This is a genomic window from Nostoc sp. S13, assembly GCF_029379315.1.
GTDB lineage: Bacteria > Cyanobacteriota > Cyanobacteriia > Cyanobacteriales > Nostocaceae > Nostoc.
Genome location: NZ_JAQYWQ010000136.1, coordinates 1 through 16,962 on the forward strand (window position 1 = coordinate 1; position 16,962 = coordinate 16,962).

The following is a 16,962-nucleotide window of genomic DNA, read 5'->3' on the forward strand; positions in this document are numbered from 1 at the left end:
GTGGGGGTGCAAAAACGCCGATTATTCATCCACCAGTCGTACAGAATACCTTTCCTGAATCCTGACTCCTGAATTCTGTTCGATAAAGATAGAATGTATTGGTAAAATCGATCAGATCAAAGATCATCCTTGCTGTAGTGGATCAACGGCAGCAGGTTGAAGATGGCTTAAATCAAACTGAGCAATTTGTTCAACCAACTCACAGAGACGACCTACAATGTGTTTAAGAATTTGTTCACCTTTTTGAGCAGTGGCGATGGTTGCGTCGCCCCAAGCACCAGTTTCAGAGATATCCTGGCTCAACCAGCCGAAGTTTGCTGGACCGAACGGATTCAGAAGCGAATCTTTTGACTCTAGGACAAAGGGTTTCAGTTTTCCTTTAGGCATATGATCCCGCCTGACCAAATCCGGTTCGAGATGCAGCATTAGTGATGTTTCGATAGCACCTGCGTGCAAACCAAGACTCATCTCGTAGTCATTGAAAATACTTTAGAGAATTAGAACTTAGTCTACTGAGATTAAAGTTTTACAGATGAATAATATTTGGGTTGGTGTTATTAACACATGCTTGCACTATTTTACCTGTGCCGTGCCGTGTCATGGTACTACTACCATTACACCTCTGTGTGTCTTCAGAAGTTGCGGAAGCCTTCCATGAAGCGGCGGTCAATCCAATCTTTGTAACGCCACAATAGTTTGTGAGGTGGTAAAGTGATGATACCTCGTGTTGCGATCGCTCGTTCATCTCCTGTACCAATTAAACTCAAATATTGTTTCTGTGGTTTATAAGGTTTGAGCGCCTTACCTAATAAAATTCGCTGCAAATTCTCAAATAAAGGTTTACCTTGTCTAACAGCAAATACTCCAGCTTTCGGACGCGGAAAATTTACCATTGTGGCAATGTCACCAGATGCAAATATCTGCGGGTGCGTTTGAGATTGCAACGTGTCCTCTACCAGAATAAAGCCTTGCTCATCAGTTCCTAGTCCAGCGATTTTTAACCATTCGGGTGCTGATGCTTGTGTTACCCAAAAGATTTTATTGTACTCTACTCTCAAACCAGATTCACATTTAATTTCAAATATTTCTTTAGTTTCCTTGTGTGTTGTAGGTGCGATATTACACACAGTTTCCCCAAGATGTAGCTTAATACCTTGCTCAGTTAAAATTTGCTGAATTTGATGCCGCACTGATGAATGGTAATTGGGCATCAATTCTTGTCCACGCTGGAATAAATCAATTTCCAGATTTTGAATTGGTTGTTGAGTTTGACGTAAAATCCGATGTAAATGAGATTGCATCGCTAACGCCAATTCTACACCGGCTGCACCACCGCCTGCGATCGCAATCCTAATTGCTTCTTGAGGATTTTTACCTACAGCTTTAATTAGTTCATACCAATGTTCCAATAGCTGCGATACTGGTTTAACTGCGATCGCATATTTTGCTGCACCTGATACAGACACTGTGGTCGGAGTGCTGCCAATATCAATAGACAGCACATCAAAATCTATCCCAAGTCCGCTAGCACAAAGAACTTTGTTATTTTCCAAGTCTAGGGCAACTACTCTGTCAATATATAACTGTGCTTGAGCAAAATTTGCTAAAGGTCGCAAGTCAATATGACATTCATCGTGGCTATAAAATCCGACAATGTGTCCTGGTAACATTCCAGAGTAGGCTGTCTTTTTGGCTGCGGTAATCAACGTCAAACGGACTCCAGCTAAAGGCTTTATTCCAAACATTCTTAGGGCAATCGCATGGCTGTGACCGCCACCAATCAGCACTAGGTCTTTAACTTTTGGCTGTAACTTTTGCTGCATTGAAGTACTTAATAGCAATTCTATTTGAGTTGTGATATTTTTAATATTCGCGTAGCGGCGACCGTAGGATAAGACTGTACCCGGAGTTTTTAAATTTTGAATTTTGAATTGTTAATGATGCTTTTTATACTATGAAAAATATTTTACCGACAAACAACAGTCAATTATCAAAAGTATGTCTTAGGATACATGCTTTCCAGGAAAAAGTTAATCAAAGTCAGCATCAGTCGCCAAGACAACGTTTAAGAATAGCAATTGAACAATTAGGGAATAAGACAATAGAAACCAGTCTAGCTGTAATTAATGATTTAGAGCAAATAGCCCAAAATCATCCATATTACCACTGGATAATCATGGAAATTCTTACTACTTTTGTCCGAGAAAATGCTCTTTACATGCCCCAAGAGGAATTAACGAGCAATCTCAGACCAAAAGTTCGTGCAGATATTCAAGCAGCCCTTACCGTTATCGCTAGAAGAGATGTAAACAAAGACCCAGAAAATCAGCAACTTGATTTGAGTCACACGGACATGAGAGGGGCAAACCTAAATAGGGCGAACCTAGAACAGACAAATCTCTATCAAGCTAATCTTGCTGGGGCTAACCTTAGAGAAGCTAATCTGGCTGGGGCAATTCTCAGTGCAGCTAACCTAAAAGGAGCTAACTTATATCTAGCCAACTTAGAAGGGACAATCCTTAGTGCAGCCAACCTAGAAAAAGCTAACCTCTCTGGAGCTAACCTGCATCGTGCAAGTTTATATCTAGCTGGGTTGTATGGGGCAATTCTGAATGATGCCACACTTGATGGTGCAAATCTCAAAGAAGCCAAATTCTCTGATACCAATTCCGTATGAAGATGCGCTAAACCATATTTAAGTACAAGAAAGAAAAACCAACCGCATTCGCGTTAGCGTCTCCCCTTGGGAGAAGGACGCAAAAAAGAGGCAGCGCGTTGCGGTGAATCCAGCGCTGTAGGCGGGTTTCCCGCCGTAGGCGACTGGTGAACCCGAAGGGGGTTCCAAGAGTTGTAGCGACTGCCGTCACAAAGAAAGAAAGAAAGAAGTTAAAAGGGTTTAGCGCAGCCTCACAAAGAAATGGTATGAGTAAAATACTAATACCGCAAGGCGGAATTCAAAATTCAAAATTCAAACAGGTATACAGCGTAAGCGTTTCATGGTAACAGAGCAGTTCGACAAGCTCACTGTAACACTTGCCATTGGCGCAGCCTCTCGTAGAGAAGTATTGTTTTGGAATGGGTGGTTTATTTCTGTCGTAGCGTACAAGTATATTCGATATCATTGCCTAGTTCAATGAGTGTCTTGCCACCTATTATAATTTTCTGTTAAATGCTATACTATTTTTCCAAAACATCTAAGTAATAATTCTAGGTTGTAAGGAAAATTTTTACCATGTCTTCTAAAAAGACAGACCCTCTCTTGAATTGGTTGATAACTATAACAGTTTTATTTGGCTTCTCATTGACTATAATTTTCTTTGCATTGTCTAGTATTAAAGAATTGTCAATCCAGGAAAAAATCCAGTATAGAAACCAAGCATTAACAACTACTGCAATAGTTTTTCTCGCATCGGCAGCAATGTTTAATACTTATTATGCAGCAAAGCGTGCCCAAGCGATGCAGAAAAATGCGATCGCATCTGAGAAAAACCTGGAAATTGGCATTCAAAATGCAAAAGTTAATCAAGACAGATTGATTGCAGAGCGCTTTATGGGGGCAATTGCCCAGCTTGGTCATGAAAAGGTTGAAACCCGGACAGGCGCAATTTATGCATTAGAAAGAGTTGCTCAGGATTTTCCCCAAGAACACTGGACAATCATGGAAATTCTCACTGCCTTTGTGCGAGAGAATGCACCTATCCAGTACGTAAAAGCAGACCAACAAAAGGCGGAATACTCAACAGCAGGTTACTCAAGTAGGCGTCGAGGTGGGTCGCGTCCGACACAGGAATTGGAGCAAAACCTCCATGAAGAATTGCCAAAAATACGCACTGATATTCAAGCAGCTTTAACTGTCATCGCCAGGCGTAATTTACTCGAAGACCCAAAAGAGCAAAAACTTGATTTACGTAATACCGACATTAGAGGGGCAGACCTGCTCAAAGCTAACCTGCAACAAGCAGACTTACGTGGGGCTGACCTGAGTGGGGCTGACTTGCGTGAAGCTGACTTGAGTGAGGCTGACCTTAACGGCGCTAAACTCGTTAAGTCTATTCTCTATGAAACCAAATTACTAAAAGCCAGCTTATGTGGAGCTAACCTCTGTTGGGCTAATCTCAACCGCGCCAATCTTTCTGGGGCAAACATGCGTTCAGCCAACCTCTCTGGAGCAAGTCTGCGTGTAGCTAATCTGCAAGGAGCAAACCTCTATAAAGCTAACTTGCAACAAGCGACCTTGAAACTTGCCAACCTCTCTGGGGCAAAGCTGTTTTTAGCTAACTTGCAAGGAGCAAAACTGGGTAAAGCCAATCTGCACATGACAGGTTTGATTGGTGCCAACCTCTCAGGGGCTAATCTAAATGGTGCCAACCTTTCTGGGGCTAACTTGAATGCAGCCAAACTCCAGCAAACAGAAGTCTATTTTGCCAACCTCTCAGAAGCCAGTTTAACCGAAGCTGACTTGTATCAGGCTAATCTCATTGGAGCAAACCTATATAGGGCAACCTTTTATCAAGCTAACCTGACTCAGGCAAACCTGATGGGAGCTAACTTTTCAGAAGCTAACCTCAGTGATGTCAAACTGGAAGGGACAATTTTGACAGGAGCTAAAAACTTAGAGTTGCAGCAGATTAGAGAGGCACTTGGCGATCGCACTACTCGCCTACCTGATTATATCGAAGCACCGACACATTGGCCGCAGTCTGGTTAAGTTATCTCAGCATCATTAGTTATTTGGGCGCATTCTACCGTTTTCACTTAATGCTATAGTTTTTACCAAAAGTCTCCGTAACAATTCTGGAGATGAGGAAGATGAAAGCTCTGTCTGATAACAACACAGACACACTTAAAGGTTACTTGATAATTTTAGCTGTTATATTTCTAATCTTTTTAGTTTTCGTGATCGGGATATTTTTATTTTCTGATTTTGCATTTTTGAATCTTAAAGGTTTGGAAACAGAGCAAAGGCTAGATTATGGAACTAAAGCCTTAACAACTCTTGGGACGATTTTCGGTGGATTTGCAGTATTAATCAATGCGTTCTATGCAGCCAAGCGTGCAGAAGCTATGGATAAAAGTGCTGAGGCTGCAAATAAGAGTGCTGAAGCTGCTTTAAAAAATGCAGAAGCAGCACAAGACAAGCAAATCACAGAACGCTTTGCCAAGGCGATTGAACAGCTTGGCAATGAAAAGATTGAAACGCGATTAGGGGCAACTTATATTCTAGAACGAATTGCCAAAGATTCTAAAGATGATCACTGGACAATCATGGAAGTCCTCACGGCTTTTGTGCGAGAGAATGCGCCTTTGAAGGATTTTTCCGAGAAAAATACAGGAAATACAGACTCATTAATAATAGTCAATACTTGGAGTTATCAAAAACTAAAGGAGATAGAGCAAGAATCAAACCTTCAGACGGATATTCAAGCAGCCCTTACCATAATTGGACGGCGCAAGTCTGAGAATGACCCGGAAAATCAGAGATTGAATTTAAGTAATATCAATATCAGGGGAGCAGACCTCAGCAAAGCTAATCTGCAAGAGTCATTCCTCATCGAAGCCAATCTGCAAAGGGCAAACCTCAGCAAAGCCAATCTGCAAAGGGCAAACCTCATCGAAGCCAATTTGCAAGGGGGATTCCTCATCGAAGCCAATCTGCAAGGGGCAGACCTCAGCAAAGCTAATCTGCAAGGGGCAGTCCTCTGGAAAGCTAATTTGCAAGGGGCAATCCTCACGGGAGCCAAAAACCTAGAACAACAGCAGATTGAATTGGCATAAGGCGATCGCACCACTTGCCTACCTGATTATATCGAAGCACCGACACATTGGCAGCAATCAGGTTAAGTTATCTCAGCATCATTACTTATTTGGGCGATTCTACCGTTTTTCCGCTATGTATAATCACAACACAGAGGAGGAATAAGACTGCAAAGATATAACTAATATGAAGTGATCTGCAAAACCTTGACTCTTTTTTGATATTGTATAAGATTAGACTTTTTAAATATTGATTGACCTATGAGCAAAGGTACCCTGTTTGATAAAGTTTGGGACTTACACACCGTTGGTACACTTCCCTCAGGGCTGACGCAACTATTTATCGGGCTTCATTTAATTCATGAAGTCACCAGTCCCCAGGCTTTTGCGATGTTACGCGAAAGGGATCTAAAAGTACTGTTTCCAGAGCGTACCGTCGCTACAGTCGATCATATTGTACCGACAGAAAACCAGGCGCGTCCCTTTGCCGATAGCTTGGCAGAAGAGATGATCCAGGCGCTCGAAAATAACTGTCAAGAAAATGACATAACTTTTTACAATATTGGTTCTGGTAGTCAGGGTATAGTTCATGTCATCGCTCCAGAACTTGGGCTGACCCAGCCAGGAATGACGATCGCTTGTGGAGATAGCCACACTTCGAGTCATGGGGCATTTGGTGCGATCGCATTTGGTATTGGTACTAGCCAAGTCCGCGATGTTCTCGCTTCCCAAACTCTCGCCCTCTCCAAACTGAAAGTCCGCAAAATTGAAGTTAACGGGACTCTCAACCCTGGAGTTTACGCCAAAGATGTAATTTTACATATCATCCGCACACTTGGCGTTAAAGGCGGTGTGGGCTATGCTTACGAGTTTGCAGGTACGACATTTGCACAAATGAATATGGAAGAGAGGATGACTGTCTGCAATATGGCAATCGAAGGCGGTGCCAGATGCGGCTACGTCAATCCCGATCAAGTCACCTACGATTACCTCAAAGGCAGAGATTTTGCACCCATTGGTGCAGATTGGGATCAAGCAGTGGCTTGGTGGGAATCCATCAAGAGCGATGCTGATGCCCAGTACGATGATGTAGTGGTATTTGATGCTGCGGAAATTTCTCCTACCGTTACCTGGGGAATTACTCCCGGTCAAGGTATCGGTGTCAACCAGTCAGTGCCTCAGCCGGAAGAACTACTCGAAGAAGACCGATTTATTGCGGAAGAAGCTTACCGCTACATGGATTTATATCCTGGTCAACCCATCAAGGGTACTAAAATAGATGTCTGCTTTATTGGGAGTTGCACCAACGGCAGAATTAGTGATTTACGAGAAGCTGCGAAAATCGCCAAAGGTCGCCACGTTGCACAGGGAATCAAAGCCTTTGTTGTCCCTGGTTCTGAAAGGGTAAAGCAAGAGGCGGAAGTTGAAGGACTGGATAAAATCTTTCAGGAAGCCGGATTTGAGTGGCGTGAACCCGGATGTTCTATGTGCCTGGCCATGAACCCCGATAAGCTACAAGGAAGACAAATCAGTGCCTCCTCCTCTAACCGTAACTTTAAAGGAAGACAGGGTTCATCCTCCGGTCGGACATTGCTGATGAGTCCGGCGATGGTCGCCACTGCTGCCATTAAAGGCGAAGTTTCTGATGTGCGCGAGTTATTGTAACCCCACTCCATTCCCCTCCCCGCAAGCGAGGAGGGGAATGGAGAAATCTTAATTATTCAACTAAGAACTTAAAATTATGGTGAGTGAAGTTAAAACAGTTTCAGGGCATGGTATACCCTTAGTGGGTAACGATATAGATACCGATCGCATCATTCCCGCACGATATTTGAAAGCCGTTACCTTTGATGGTTTAGGTGAAGGCGCATTTATTGATGACCGGACAGCACTTAAAGGTGAACATCCCTTTGACCAACCCCAGTACCAAGGGGCGAAGATTTTAATAGTCAATAGAAATTTTGGCTGTGGCTCATCACGAGAACACGCACCCCAAGCGATCGCTAAATGGGGAATCCAAGCTTTAATCGGTGAAAGCTTTGCAGAAATCTTTTTCGGTAACTGTGTAGCAATGGGTATACCTTGTGTGACAGCCGATGCTGTTACTGTTAAACAACTGCAAGAGTTAGTGGCTGCCAATCCCCAAGCCGCCGTGACAGTGAATCTGGAAACCTTGCAAGTGGAAATTGGTGATTACACTGCCCCAGTGGTGATCGATCAAGGCACCAGAAGCACATTTATATCTGGGACTTGGGACGCTTGCGGTCAGTTGGTGGCGAATGCTAACCAAGTTCGGGTAACGGCTGCAAAATTACCCTACGTGAGTTGGGGTAATTTTGCCACAAGTTAGCATTCTCTCATTCCCTGGCTCTGCCGGGGAATGCTCTTTTATCAAGCCAAAAAAGCAATAATAGGAGTTTTCAGTTTGCAAATATGCGCCCCAAGAAAGTTACTATTTCACACCAAGCAGAGGTGGTAGCACTAGAATCATAACGATAACCGTCGTCGCGCATGAATGTATGTTCTGCTTCATACAAGACAACTTGGTGAGGTATGTTAGCATTGGCAATTTCTCTAATTATGGTTTGGCGATCGCTTTCTGGGATATGAGGATCAAGAGTACCAAATACCATTAGCATCTCGCCTTTGATTTCACTTACCCGCTGGATTGTATCGGCTACCTCTTTACCCAGTTTGCCACTGGGAATACCAGTCGGGTAACAGCAAACAGAAGCCCGAATTTCGCTTTTAAATGCGGCGCGGAAGGCTAAATGTCCACCAATACAAAAGCCGAGAGTGCCTATTTGATTTGGAGAAACGGCATTCTCTGTTTTCAGAAATTCAATCACAGCCAGGCAATCGGCATCATAATCAGCTACAGAGGTTCGACGAGCATCGTCATTACCTCGCATCCGTCCCAGATCGTCTGGCTCAATTACTAAACCAACTGGCTCAATTCGGTGAAAAATTTCTGGGGCTGCTACTACATAGCCATATCCTGCTAAGTAGTTAGCTAGACGAATCATTGCATCACCTAACTGATAAATATCACTGTAGAAGACAATACCAGGGTATTTTCCGGCTGCTTTGGGAGCCGCTACATAAACACGCATTAAGCTGCCATCTACTCTTAACTCAATATTGCGCTTAGTAATTTGCACTTTTTTGTCTCCGTGTATTGCCGAAGGCATTCATTCGCATCTACACAATACCCGAAGTTTTGCCAGTATCCGGTTACTTTCAACCCACAATTTGGCGTTCTTCTGCCAGTGAAAGTTTGTTGCGATCGCCTTAATACACCCGTTATCTTAGCGACAGTAGGCTATCCCTCTTTGTTTATTAGCGTTACAAAGGTTAGCAGGGGAAGCGGAATGAAAAAGCGATCGCATTTTAACGAACCTTCAAGATACAGAGGGCGTAGAGAGAGTTTATTCCTTGATATATAGTAAAACTGTTTACAATTAGGGAATTAAGTCTTTATAAGGTAACAGGCATTTGAATACGGCGGAAAGACTGGAAGCAATCAACACACCAGGAAAATTTGAGCTTTTAGTAACTTCGATACTTCGCAAGGATAATAAAGATTACAAAGCTATTGTACATACTGGTATTAATGCTCAAGGGGACACAATAAAGTCGCCAGTAGACGGATTTTGTCGAGTGCCTGGAAGTATTCCTCCTCGGTACTTACTCATAGCACACACCATAATGAAGAGGGATGATCTCGAAAAAAAGTGGTTACATAACCACACAACAGTTAAAAGTATTAAAAAGAATAGAAAGAATAACCCCTCTGAAAGTGATGACGGTGATTTATTGAAAGCCTGTCGGGAAGCTGAAGTAATCAGAACTAAGTTTACTGATGCTGAGTTTACAGTCATATTAGTTACAAACAAACATTTACCTAAAGGCATTGAACTTCTAAACAAGGTTTATGAAAAAGCAGCAGAACTTCATGTTGATGTTGATATTTGGGAACAGTCTCGGTTAGCTGATTTTTTAGATTCTACTTCTGAGGGACACTGGCTTCGCAAAGAGTACCTCGACATTGACGCTGAAATTTTATCTCACTCTTTATTGCGTAGTATTTGCGATCAAAGTTTAGTTAATTATGAAAAACAATTTTTAACTAATCCTACCAGTTGGATTGCTCGTGAAATTGATAGTCAAATTGAAAATAGAAAATATCTTAATGTTTACACAATTCAGCTTTTAATCGGTGAATCTGGATCTGGTAAAAGCGCCGCAGCATATCAATTATTAAAAAAGCATTTAGAATCTGGCGGATATGGCTTGTGGGTATCTGATGAATTACTTAAGGAATGTACTTTCCTTGAAAATGCACTTGATCAAGTTTTGCGAAATCTTTATCCAAGCTTACTACCTGATGCAGGTAGAGAGGCGTTGCGACTTGTCCAAGGAGACTCACGACTCCTACTAATTGTTGACGATGTTAACCGAGCAAATGATTCTACAAGGCTGCTACAAAAACTCATCAATTGGTTAAAGCCGCGGTGTTCAGGTACATTTGATTTACAACCTCTATTCTCACCGTCTTTTGTTGTGTGTCCTGTATGGCCTAAAATTTCCAGTTCTATAAGTCCTGATTTCAAGGAAACACCTTGGGTGGATAAAGTTTTCGTTGGCTCTATGAATCCAGCAGAAGGAATCGCAGCTGTTCAAGCTACTAGCTTGTTAGCTGGCCTAAACATTACAAGTACTGAAGCTACTTCTTTAGCTCTAAAGTTAGGTAACGACCCTATCCTCATTGGCTTGTTTGGTTCCCTGTTATCAACAAACACTCAAGCGAATGAATTAGCTAGTTTAACTGAAAACGTTATTGAGCGATTTATTACCACTACCATTGGGGCATTTTCTAGATCAGGGACTTTTTTAGAATATGAATATCGAGCGGCTTTATCTACTGTAGCCACTCAGATGCTAAAAAATAGAAACCTTTACCCACGATGGACAGAAATTAAAAATTGGTTGCAAGACTCTTCTGATGAGTTGGCTGCATTGCGAGAGTTAAGTATACATAAAAATTTGTGTCGCTTAGATCAAGAAGAAAAATTTGTTTTTCGTCACGATCGCATCCAACAAACTCTCTTAGTAGAGAGCATGATTAAGTTACTGAAAGAACCTAATTTCAACTCTGATATATTATGGGAGCCTTTCTATACAGAAATAATTGCTAAAGCAATTGTTCATTATCCACAAAGTCAGGAGTTTCTGAGCCAACTACGAAATCAGCTTCCCCTAGCATTGGTAGAGGCAATTAGATACTTTAGCACTCCTATTACTGGCTATCATCGGGCAATTATTGAAAAAGTAATAGAATGGGCAAATAGCAGTATCTCAACTGACTTAGTTCCAAAATCAGTTTTTGATGCAGTCTGCTGGAGCTTATGCGAAATAGAATCTCCCGTACTTCTTGAAATAACTGAGAGTTTTCCGAAATATCAATTAGTTCTTTTGGCTCGTCTCCGAAATGGTTGTACTGTCAGTGGTATTAATTGCTGTATCTACTATAATCAAATCTATTTTGCACCACTCACAAAAGATAGTTGGCGTGACCAAGCTCTAGAACAAGCAAAACGTCACCACAAAAAGAAGCTTCTAGTAGAGCTAAAGCAGATATTAAAATCTAATGCTATTACTGACGAAGAGCGAGCAGTTACTTTGACGCTAGCAGGTTTTCTAGGTTTTACTGAGTTAGAAGACGAAATAGCAACTTGTTGGCAACTTGTTATTGAAAAGACTCAAGTTCTTCCCATAGCTATTTGGGCATCTGTACAATGCTGTGGTGCGGAACCTAAAAAGCTCTTAGACCCCCTAATAGCATATTGGGCTGAATTACCTGACGAAAAAGATCAATATGACTCATCTTTAAAAAACGGGTTCCTAGATTTGCTTAGTTCAGCACTGGCGCATGGCATCTGCGATAATGTTATCAACTACCTAATTAGTCAGTGCAATGTACACGAATCATTACGTTGGTACATTGCACGCATATGTGGTTTTATTGACAAACTTAATGCTATTGAGTTTGTTGTAAGGAGCGCTGTTAATTTTGAGCGAACTCTAGCTGGTACAAACACTATCTCAACTTGGATGATAGACCTTACTAATAACTGGAATAATTCTCTAACAAGTAGGGGGAAACTGTCGCAAGCTTCTCTAGAGCGTTTAAAGTCTCTTTGGGAGAATACAGTCAATGATGAATCTTTAAAATATGAAGCATTTTGTTTATGGCTCACAGGATGTGAATTTGAACAAATCGATATCCTCAGAAGAATTCTATCTGATTCAGCTCTTTTTCGTGAAGCACTGTGGAGACGAGCACAACTCGGAGACCACAGCACAATAATAGACTTAATCTCTATATTGTCAAACCGTAGTTATTGGTTCTATGTTGCTCATCATGTCTGGTGTGACGATATAAGACTTGTAGCAGAAGGCTATTTAAAAAGTTTTAAATATGACATACCAACAGATTTCTCAGGTGGTTGCTTTAACACACATAATGATCTATCAATATTATTAAGTAAAATTCCTGTTGAAGATGCAGAAAGACTCTTAGACCATTATTGGGAGCATCTGGGTTACAGCCCTTCCTTTATTAAGACAGCTTTGTATATAGGTACACCTAAATGTCTCCAGCTTGGTGCTTCTAGTATCTATCAATGTCCAACTGATGTTCCACTATTTAATAATCTATTTGAATATCTTAAGGGATATTTTGGGTTCACCTTCACAATCAGTGATAGACGTGATTATTGGAGTGTAGAACTTTTAGAAAACCTACTACCTTACCTTGATCGATTAAGTAAATCTCAAATAAGGCAACTAACTGATGTTTGTCTAAAACTTGAAATTCCTGAATGGAGTCAAACATATCTTTCACATCGCCTAAGTGAAGTAGACCGAAGACACTACCATCCTTCAGATGATGATTTACTTCAACAACTAGATGAGTTTGCGGCTCATGAAAATGGTGAGTTACGAGTTAGATCCTGGCTAGAAAAATTTGATAAGCGGGAAGATCAAAAGAATCGTATTCTTAACATTGTGGATTGCTGGCTTGCATTAAATCCTACAGTAATAGGTCTTCAGATTGCCGCTATGTGTATTCGAGTTGTGGGCACTCGCAAAGATGTATCTATTTTGGATCAATACACAATAGAAGGCTTACCAAATGAAATTACCAGAATTAAAGATAGTACTCGATTTGCTGTTTATAGGCGTTATTTAGATTAGTTAAGTAATATATTTATTGAACCGCCTGGACTTCTCAAGCCGGACTTGACGAACCCGGCAAATGGCATTCATGTCATAAATATTATCATCTACAAAATACCCAACGTTTTTGGAGCATCAGGATAATCCTTAACCCACAATTTGGTGTCCTTCTGCCATCACCGCGATCGCTTAATATCCCTAGTCAAAGTTTGTTGCGATCGCCTTAATACATCCGTTACCTTAGCGAGGTAAACCAGTAAAAACTCACACTGATAATTAGTAAAGGGGATAGATGACATTCGCTTGCTGCGAAGCACCCATCCCCGAATAGCTGCCCAGATGATGAACCGGTATCTAATCATTCCAATATCGGCCGAGATATATCGATTGTCACTGGGATAGATACTGATTTAGAAGATATCTACGAAAAGATAGTTACACAATTACTGTTGTTCACCCCTTCTTCCATCTCCCATCGCCAACAACGCAGTCCCGTAAGCAGCTTCCGTATACGCTGACGCGACTACAGGAACCTGCAAATGACGCGCCCTAATTCCAGTCCAAGTGTGATTCGCCGCGCCACCGCCAGCAGTATAAACATGGGTCAACTTGTCTGCACCCATTTGTTGTAATAATTCATACCCTCGCGCTTCTATGCGGGCAATACTTTCTAACAACCCATGCAGAAATTCCACTGGGTTCTCTGGGCGTGGTGACAAACGTGGGGGTAAATTGGGATCATTAATCGGAAAGCGATCGCCTGCTTTCAATAATGGATAATAATCTAACTCGCTGGCAATTGATGCATCAATCTTACGGCTAAGGCTTTCTAACTCAGCGTTTGTGAAAAATTGCTTAAGTACTGCACCCCCAGTATTAGAAGCACCACCAGTCAGCCACAAATCACCCAGGCGATGGCTGTAAATTCCATATCTGGCATCTTCTACACGGGTACGACTTAATAACTTTAGTACCAACGTTGAACCAAGAGAAGTCACGGCTTCACCAGGTAATTTTGCTCCACTGGCGATAAAAGCGGCAATACTATCAGTTGTACCAGCACATACCAGACAATCACTGCGGAAACCGAACTTATCCGCAATTTCAGGGCGCAATTGGGCAATTGGAGTCCCAGGTGGTAAAACTTTGGGTAGCTGAATCGGTATTTGCAGCAATTCTTGCCATTCTGGGTATTTCAACTCTTCCACGTCATAACCCAGCTTTAAAGCATTATGGTAATCGCTAATACCTAACTGTCCATGCAGGAGAAATGCCAGCCAATCTGCTTGATGTAGGAAATATCTAGCTTCACTAAAAGAGGATAATTGCCTCATCCACATCAGTTTGGCCAGGCTGGAGGTGGCGCTCAACACGGTATGATTGGGTGGTGCGATACTCCTCAAATGCTCTAGGACAGATGATCCCCGCGCATCGTTGTACAGCAATGGTTCATCTACAGGATTGCCAGCAGCATCGACCAGCAAGACGGTGGAGGAAGTACCATTAATTGCGATCGCTTTAATTTCTCGCCGCAATTGTTCAGGTATTTGTTCCACCAGCACAAACAAAGCCTCCTGCCAAAAACTGGGCGTAACAGCCACTGGTGAGTCCTGGAAGGGATATCGCGCCTCAGCCTGGATGCTAGCTTCCTTGTCAATCACCATACCGCGTGCGCCAGAGGTGCCGAAGTCGATACCCAAATACAAATCCATATTTTTATAAATTTTTTTAAAAAACAATCACTAAGGACTACTGACTAATAACTGCTTTTGTTGCATCTTGTAACAAGATATTCCCCAATCTTGGCAAAACAAGGAAAAGTAGTAAACGAACTGTTCAAAATCTATTCAGGTTAGGAGGTTTTCAGCCATGCCTATCTTAGATACTCTGTACATCGCTCAGATATCTTCCATCTCAGATACTCAAGTCTACATCGCTCTAGTTGTGGCGCTGATCCCAGGAGTTCTAGCTTGGCGATTAGCCACAGAACTTTACAAATAACGCTACGATGTGACACAGTTAAAAAGCTAATAATCCTGGCAGTACGGGGTGCAATTTCTAGAGCCTGTGGCTTTATGTCATAAGTAACTAGAAACCTTGCACTTGCGTAAGCCAGGTTATTTTTTAACTAATGCCATACTTGTAGCTATTCCAAAAAAATGAAGTAATATGACAGCTAAATCAAGCAGTAATTACCGCCAGAGTGCTTTTACAGTGCTTCCCTTCACTAAGCGAGGTTATTTTTTAGCATCATGAACGCGATTCAACCGTCCAGACCACCGTTACAACCTATACAAAAACGCCGGGTCATTCCTCGACCAAAGCGCCATCTTCGTCAACGTTCTAACCAGGTGATGGCACTGGAAAGCACAGCTAAGATAGCAGTTAATCTTGTGATTACAGCCATTGCAGCATCTGCCTTTGCACAACTTTTGTCTTATCACTGGTTACAGCAAGAAAAGTTGCGAGAAATTAGTACTGACGTCAAGCTGATGGAAGGACATGTGAATGCTTTGCAGACGGAATTTAGCCGTAACTTCGATCCTCAGCAAACTAAAACTATTATGCAACAACAAGGATACCGATTTGATCCTAGACAGCGCCGGGTCGTGTTGATGAATCAGGATCGCCGAGAAGATGAACAAACAGAGTCATCACCCTAAGACAAATAGGGAATTTGGGATTATTCAGGTTTCTTGTGATTTTGCCTACGTATAAACTGGGTGTTAATTTATATTATTGCTAATAAATAATATTGATACAGCGTCGCTTTGCTCCAATTCAAAATAAAAAATCTACCAACTAGGACGCTGATCAGGTAGCAGCTCGTTTAGCCAATTTTCGAGTTGTAGACGTAAGCGATAACCAGTAATATCCTTACTGTTGTCGAGAGAGGGCAGTTGAGTCAGTGCACGACGATAATCAGCGATCGCATAATTCCAGTCACCCCAAAGATAGTAAGTCCTGCCGCGTTCAGCCCAGATATGACCTTCTAGTTGACCGAAAAGCAGTGCCATCTCAAAATTTTCAATTGCCTCATGATATTGCTCCAAGTCACGCCAGGTAATGCCTCGATTAATCCATGCCCGGACATGGGAAGGATTGAAATCAATCGCTTGATCGTAGTCGGCAATTGCTGCTGCTAATTCTCCACAAGCAGCGTAGCAATTTGCTCGGTTATTATAAGCACTAGCCAAATTGGGATTAAGTTTGAGGGCGGTGTTATAGTCACAAAACGCTTTTTGTTTTTCACCACTTTGGAAATAAATCAGCCCTCGGTTGTTGTAATCAACAGCATTGTCAGGATGGCGGGAAATTAGTTGAGTCAAGGTGGCGATCGCCTCAGTATAATCTCCTTGTTGAGCCAACTTCAAAGCAAAAGAGCGTAAGTAGCTATCCCTAAAAGTAGATTTGCTGCGATCGTTTTTATTATGTTCTTGGGCTTTTTTTGTACTATTTCGTACATACTTATATTGCTTACTTTGCTGGTCATCGTCAGCTAAAAATGAGTGAATATTCATCTTTCCCTGCCTGAAATCCCTGCTTTGTGAAATCAGATTCTATTTTTTTCTTGGTAGTGGTTTTACCACTGTTTATATTTTTAAGGTATTTATGGCTACTTTAAAGCTATCTGAAGAGAGAACTTAACCTACTCGCATAAGTAGAAATCTACGCCCTAAATAAACAATTGCTCCTCAAACCTAATCATGGATACTTCATCCCGAAGGTGAATTCCAGAAATAGCAGATGTCAATCTCAAAGATTAATCGAGTAGTGAGAGTGACAAATTGGTAGAATGCCAACAAGTCAGATGAGAAAGAGGACAAGGGGGACAAGGGAGATAAGGGGGACAAGGGAGATAAGGGGGACAAGGGAGATAAGGGAGATAAGGGGGACAAGGAGAATAACCCATGCCCAATGCCCAATGCCCAATGCCCAATGCCCAATGCCCAATGCCCAATGCCC

At 41.9% G+C, this 16,962-nt stretch carries 14 protein-coding genes; 8 read left to right on the top strand and 6 right to left on the bottom strand.

Features of this window, described 5'->3' with window-relative positions:
* Positions 1 to 123: 123 nt before the first annotated feature.
* Positions 124 to 456 carry a creatininase family protein gene (locus PUQ00_RS28300; protein WP_300422816.1) on the bottom strand — a complete coding sequence of 111 codons (333 nt, stop codon included), beginning with the start codon at positions 454 to 456 and terminating at the stop codon, positions 124 to 126.
* 176 nt (positions 457 to 632) lie between these two features.
* Positions 633 to 1,823 carry an FAD-dependent oxidoreductase gene (locus PUQ00_RS28305; RefSeq protein WP_300422818.1) on the bottom strand — a complete coding sequence of 397 codons (1,191 nt, stop codon included), beginning with the start codon at positions 1,821 to 1,823 and terminating at the stop codon, positions 633 to 635.
* Positions 1,824 to 1,954: 131 nt separating this feature from the next.
* Here PUQ00_RS28305 and PUQ00_RS28310 point away from each other — a divergent pair, with 131 nt between their 5' ends.
* From PUQ00_RS28310 to leuD, 5 genes are all read left to right on the top strand, one after another.
* Complete coding sequence (locus PUQ00_RS28310; RefSeq protein ID WP_300422820.1) at positions 1,955 to 2,677, top strand: pentapeptide repeat-containing protein; 723 nt, start codon at positions 1,955 to 1,957, stop codon at positions 2,675 to 2,677.
* Positions 2,678 to 3,232: 555 nt separating this feature from the next.
* Positions 3,233 to 4,708 carry a pentapeptide repeat-containing protein gene (locus tag PUQ00_RS28315; protein WP_300422822.1) on the top strand — a complete coding sequence of 492 codons (1,476 nt, stop codon included), beginning with the start codon at positions 3,233 to 3,235 and terminating at the stop codon, positions 4,706 to 4,708.
* Positions 4,709 to 4,809: 101 nt separating this feature from the next.
* Positions 4,810 to 5,775, top strand: a complete 966-nt coding sequence (locus PUQ00_RS28320; protein WP_300422824.1) for a pentapeptide repeat-containing protein — start codon at positions 4,810 to 4,812, stop codon at positions 5,773 to 5,775.
* Between the two features lie 240 nt (positions 5,776 to 6,015).
* Positions 6,016 to 7,419, top strand: a complete 1,404-nt coding sequence (gene leuC, locus PUQ00_RS28325) for a 3-isopropylmalate dehydratase large subunit (RefSeq protein WP_300422826.1) — start codon at positions 6,016 to 6,018, stop codon at positions 7,417 to 7,419.
* Between the two features lie 76 nt (positions 7,420 to 7,495).
* On the top strand, positions 7,496 to 8,104 hold the full coding sequence (leuD, locus tag PUQ00_RS28330) for a 3-isopropylmalate dehydratase small subunit (RefSeq protein WP_300422828.1): 609 nt from the start codon (positions 7,496 to 7,498) through the stop codon (positions 8,102 to 8,104).
* A gap of 70 nt (positions 8,105 to 8,174) precedes the next feature.
* Here leuD and PUQ00_RS28335 read toward each other — a convergent pair whose 3' ends face one another.
* On the bottom strand, positions 8,175 to 8,915 hold the full coding sequence (locus PUQ00_RS28335; protein WP_300422829.1) for a dienelactone hydrolase family protein: 741 nt from the start codon (positions 8,913 to 8,915) through the stop codon (positions 8,175 to 8,177).
* A gap of 334 nt (positions 8,916 to 9,249) precedes the next feature.
* Here PUQ00_RS28335 and PUQ00_RS28340 point away from each other — a divergent pair, with 334 nt between their 5' ends.
* Positions 9,250 to 13,014, top strand: a complete 3,765-nt coding sequence (locus PUQ00_RS28340; protein WP_300422830.1) for an ATP-binding protein — start codon at positions 9,250 to 9,252, stop codon at positions 13,012 to 13,014.
* Positions 13,015 to 13,172: 158 nt separating this feature from the next.
* Here the strand turns inward: PUQ00_RS28340 and PUQ00_RS28345 are convergent, their stop codons facing one another.
* A complete protein-coding gene (locus PUQ00_RS28345) occupies positions 13,173 to 13,358 on the bottom strand; it encodes a hypothetical protein (RefSeq protein WP_300422832.1) in 186 nt (61 codons plus the stop codon).
* Between the two features lie 81 nt (positions 13,359 to 13,439).
* Positions 13,440 to 14,708 (bottom strand): FGGY-family carbohydrate kinase, encoded by a 1,269-nt coding sequence (locus tag PUQ00_RS28350; RefSeq protein WP_300422834.1) that lies wholly within the window; start codon positions 14,706 to 14,708, stop codon positions 13,440 to 13,442.
* Between the two features lie 199 nt (positions 14,709 to 14,907).
* Between PUQ00_RS28350 and psaM the strand changes: the two genes are divergently transcribed.
* Both psaM and PUQ00_RS28360 read left to right on the top strand, forming a co-directional pair.
* The gene (gene psaM, locus PUQ00_RS28355; RefSeq protein ID WP_040630342.1) at positions 14,908 to 14,997 is read left to right on the top strand and encodes a photosystem I reaction center subunit XII; all 90 of its coding nucleotides are present in this window, start codon (positions 14,908 to 14,910) and stop codon (positions 14,995 to 14,997) included.
* A 251-nt stretch (positions 14,998 to 15,248) separates the two neighbouring features.
* Positions 15,249 to 15,659, top strand: a complete 411-nt coding sequence (locus PUQ00_RS28360) for a hypothetical protein (protein WP_300422835.1) — start codon at positions 15,249 to 15,251, stop codon at positions 15,657 to 15,659.
* A gap of 132 nt (positions 15,660 to 15,791) precedes the next feature.
* Here the strand turns inward: PUQ00_RS28360 and PUQ00_RS28365 are convergent, their stop codons facing one another.
* Positions 15,792 to 16,517: a tetratricopeptide repeat protein gene (locus PUQ00_RS28365; RefSeq protein ID WP_300422836.1), complete on the bottom strand. Its 726-nt coding sequence runs from the start codon at positions 16,515 to 16,517 to the stop codon at positions 15,792 to 15,794.
* Positions 16,518 to 16,962 lie beyond the last annotated feature (445 nt).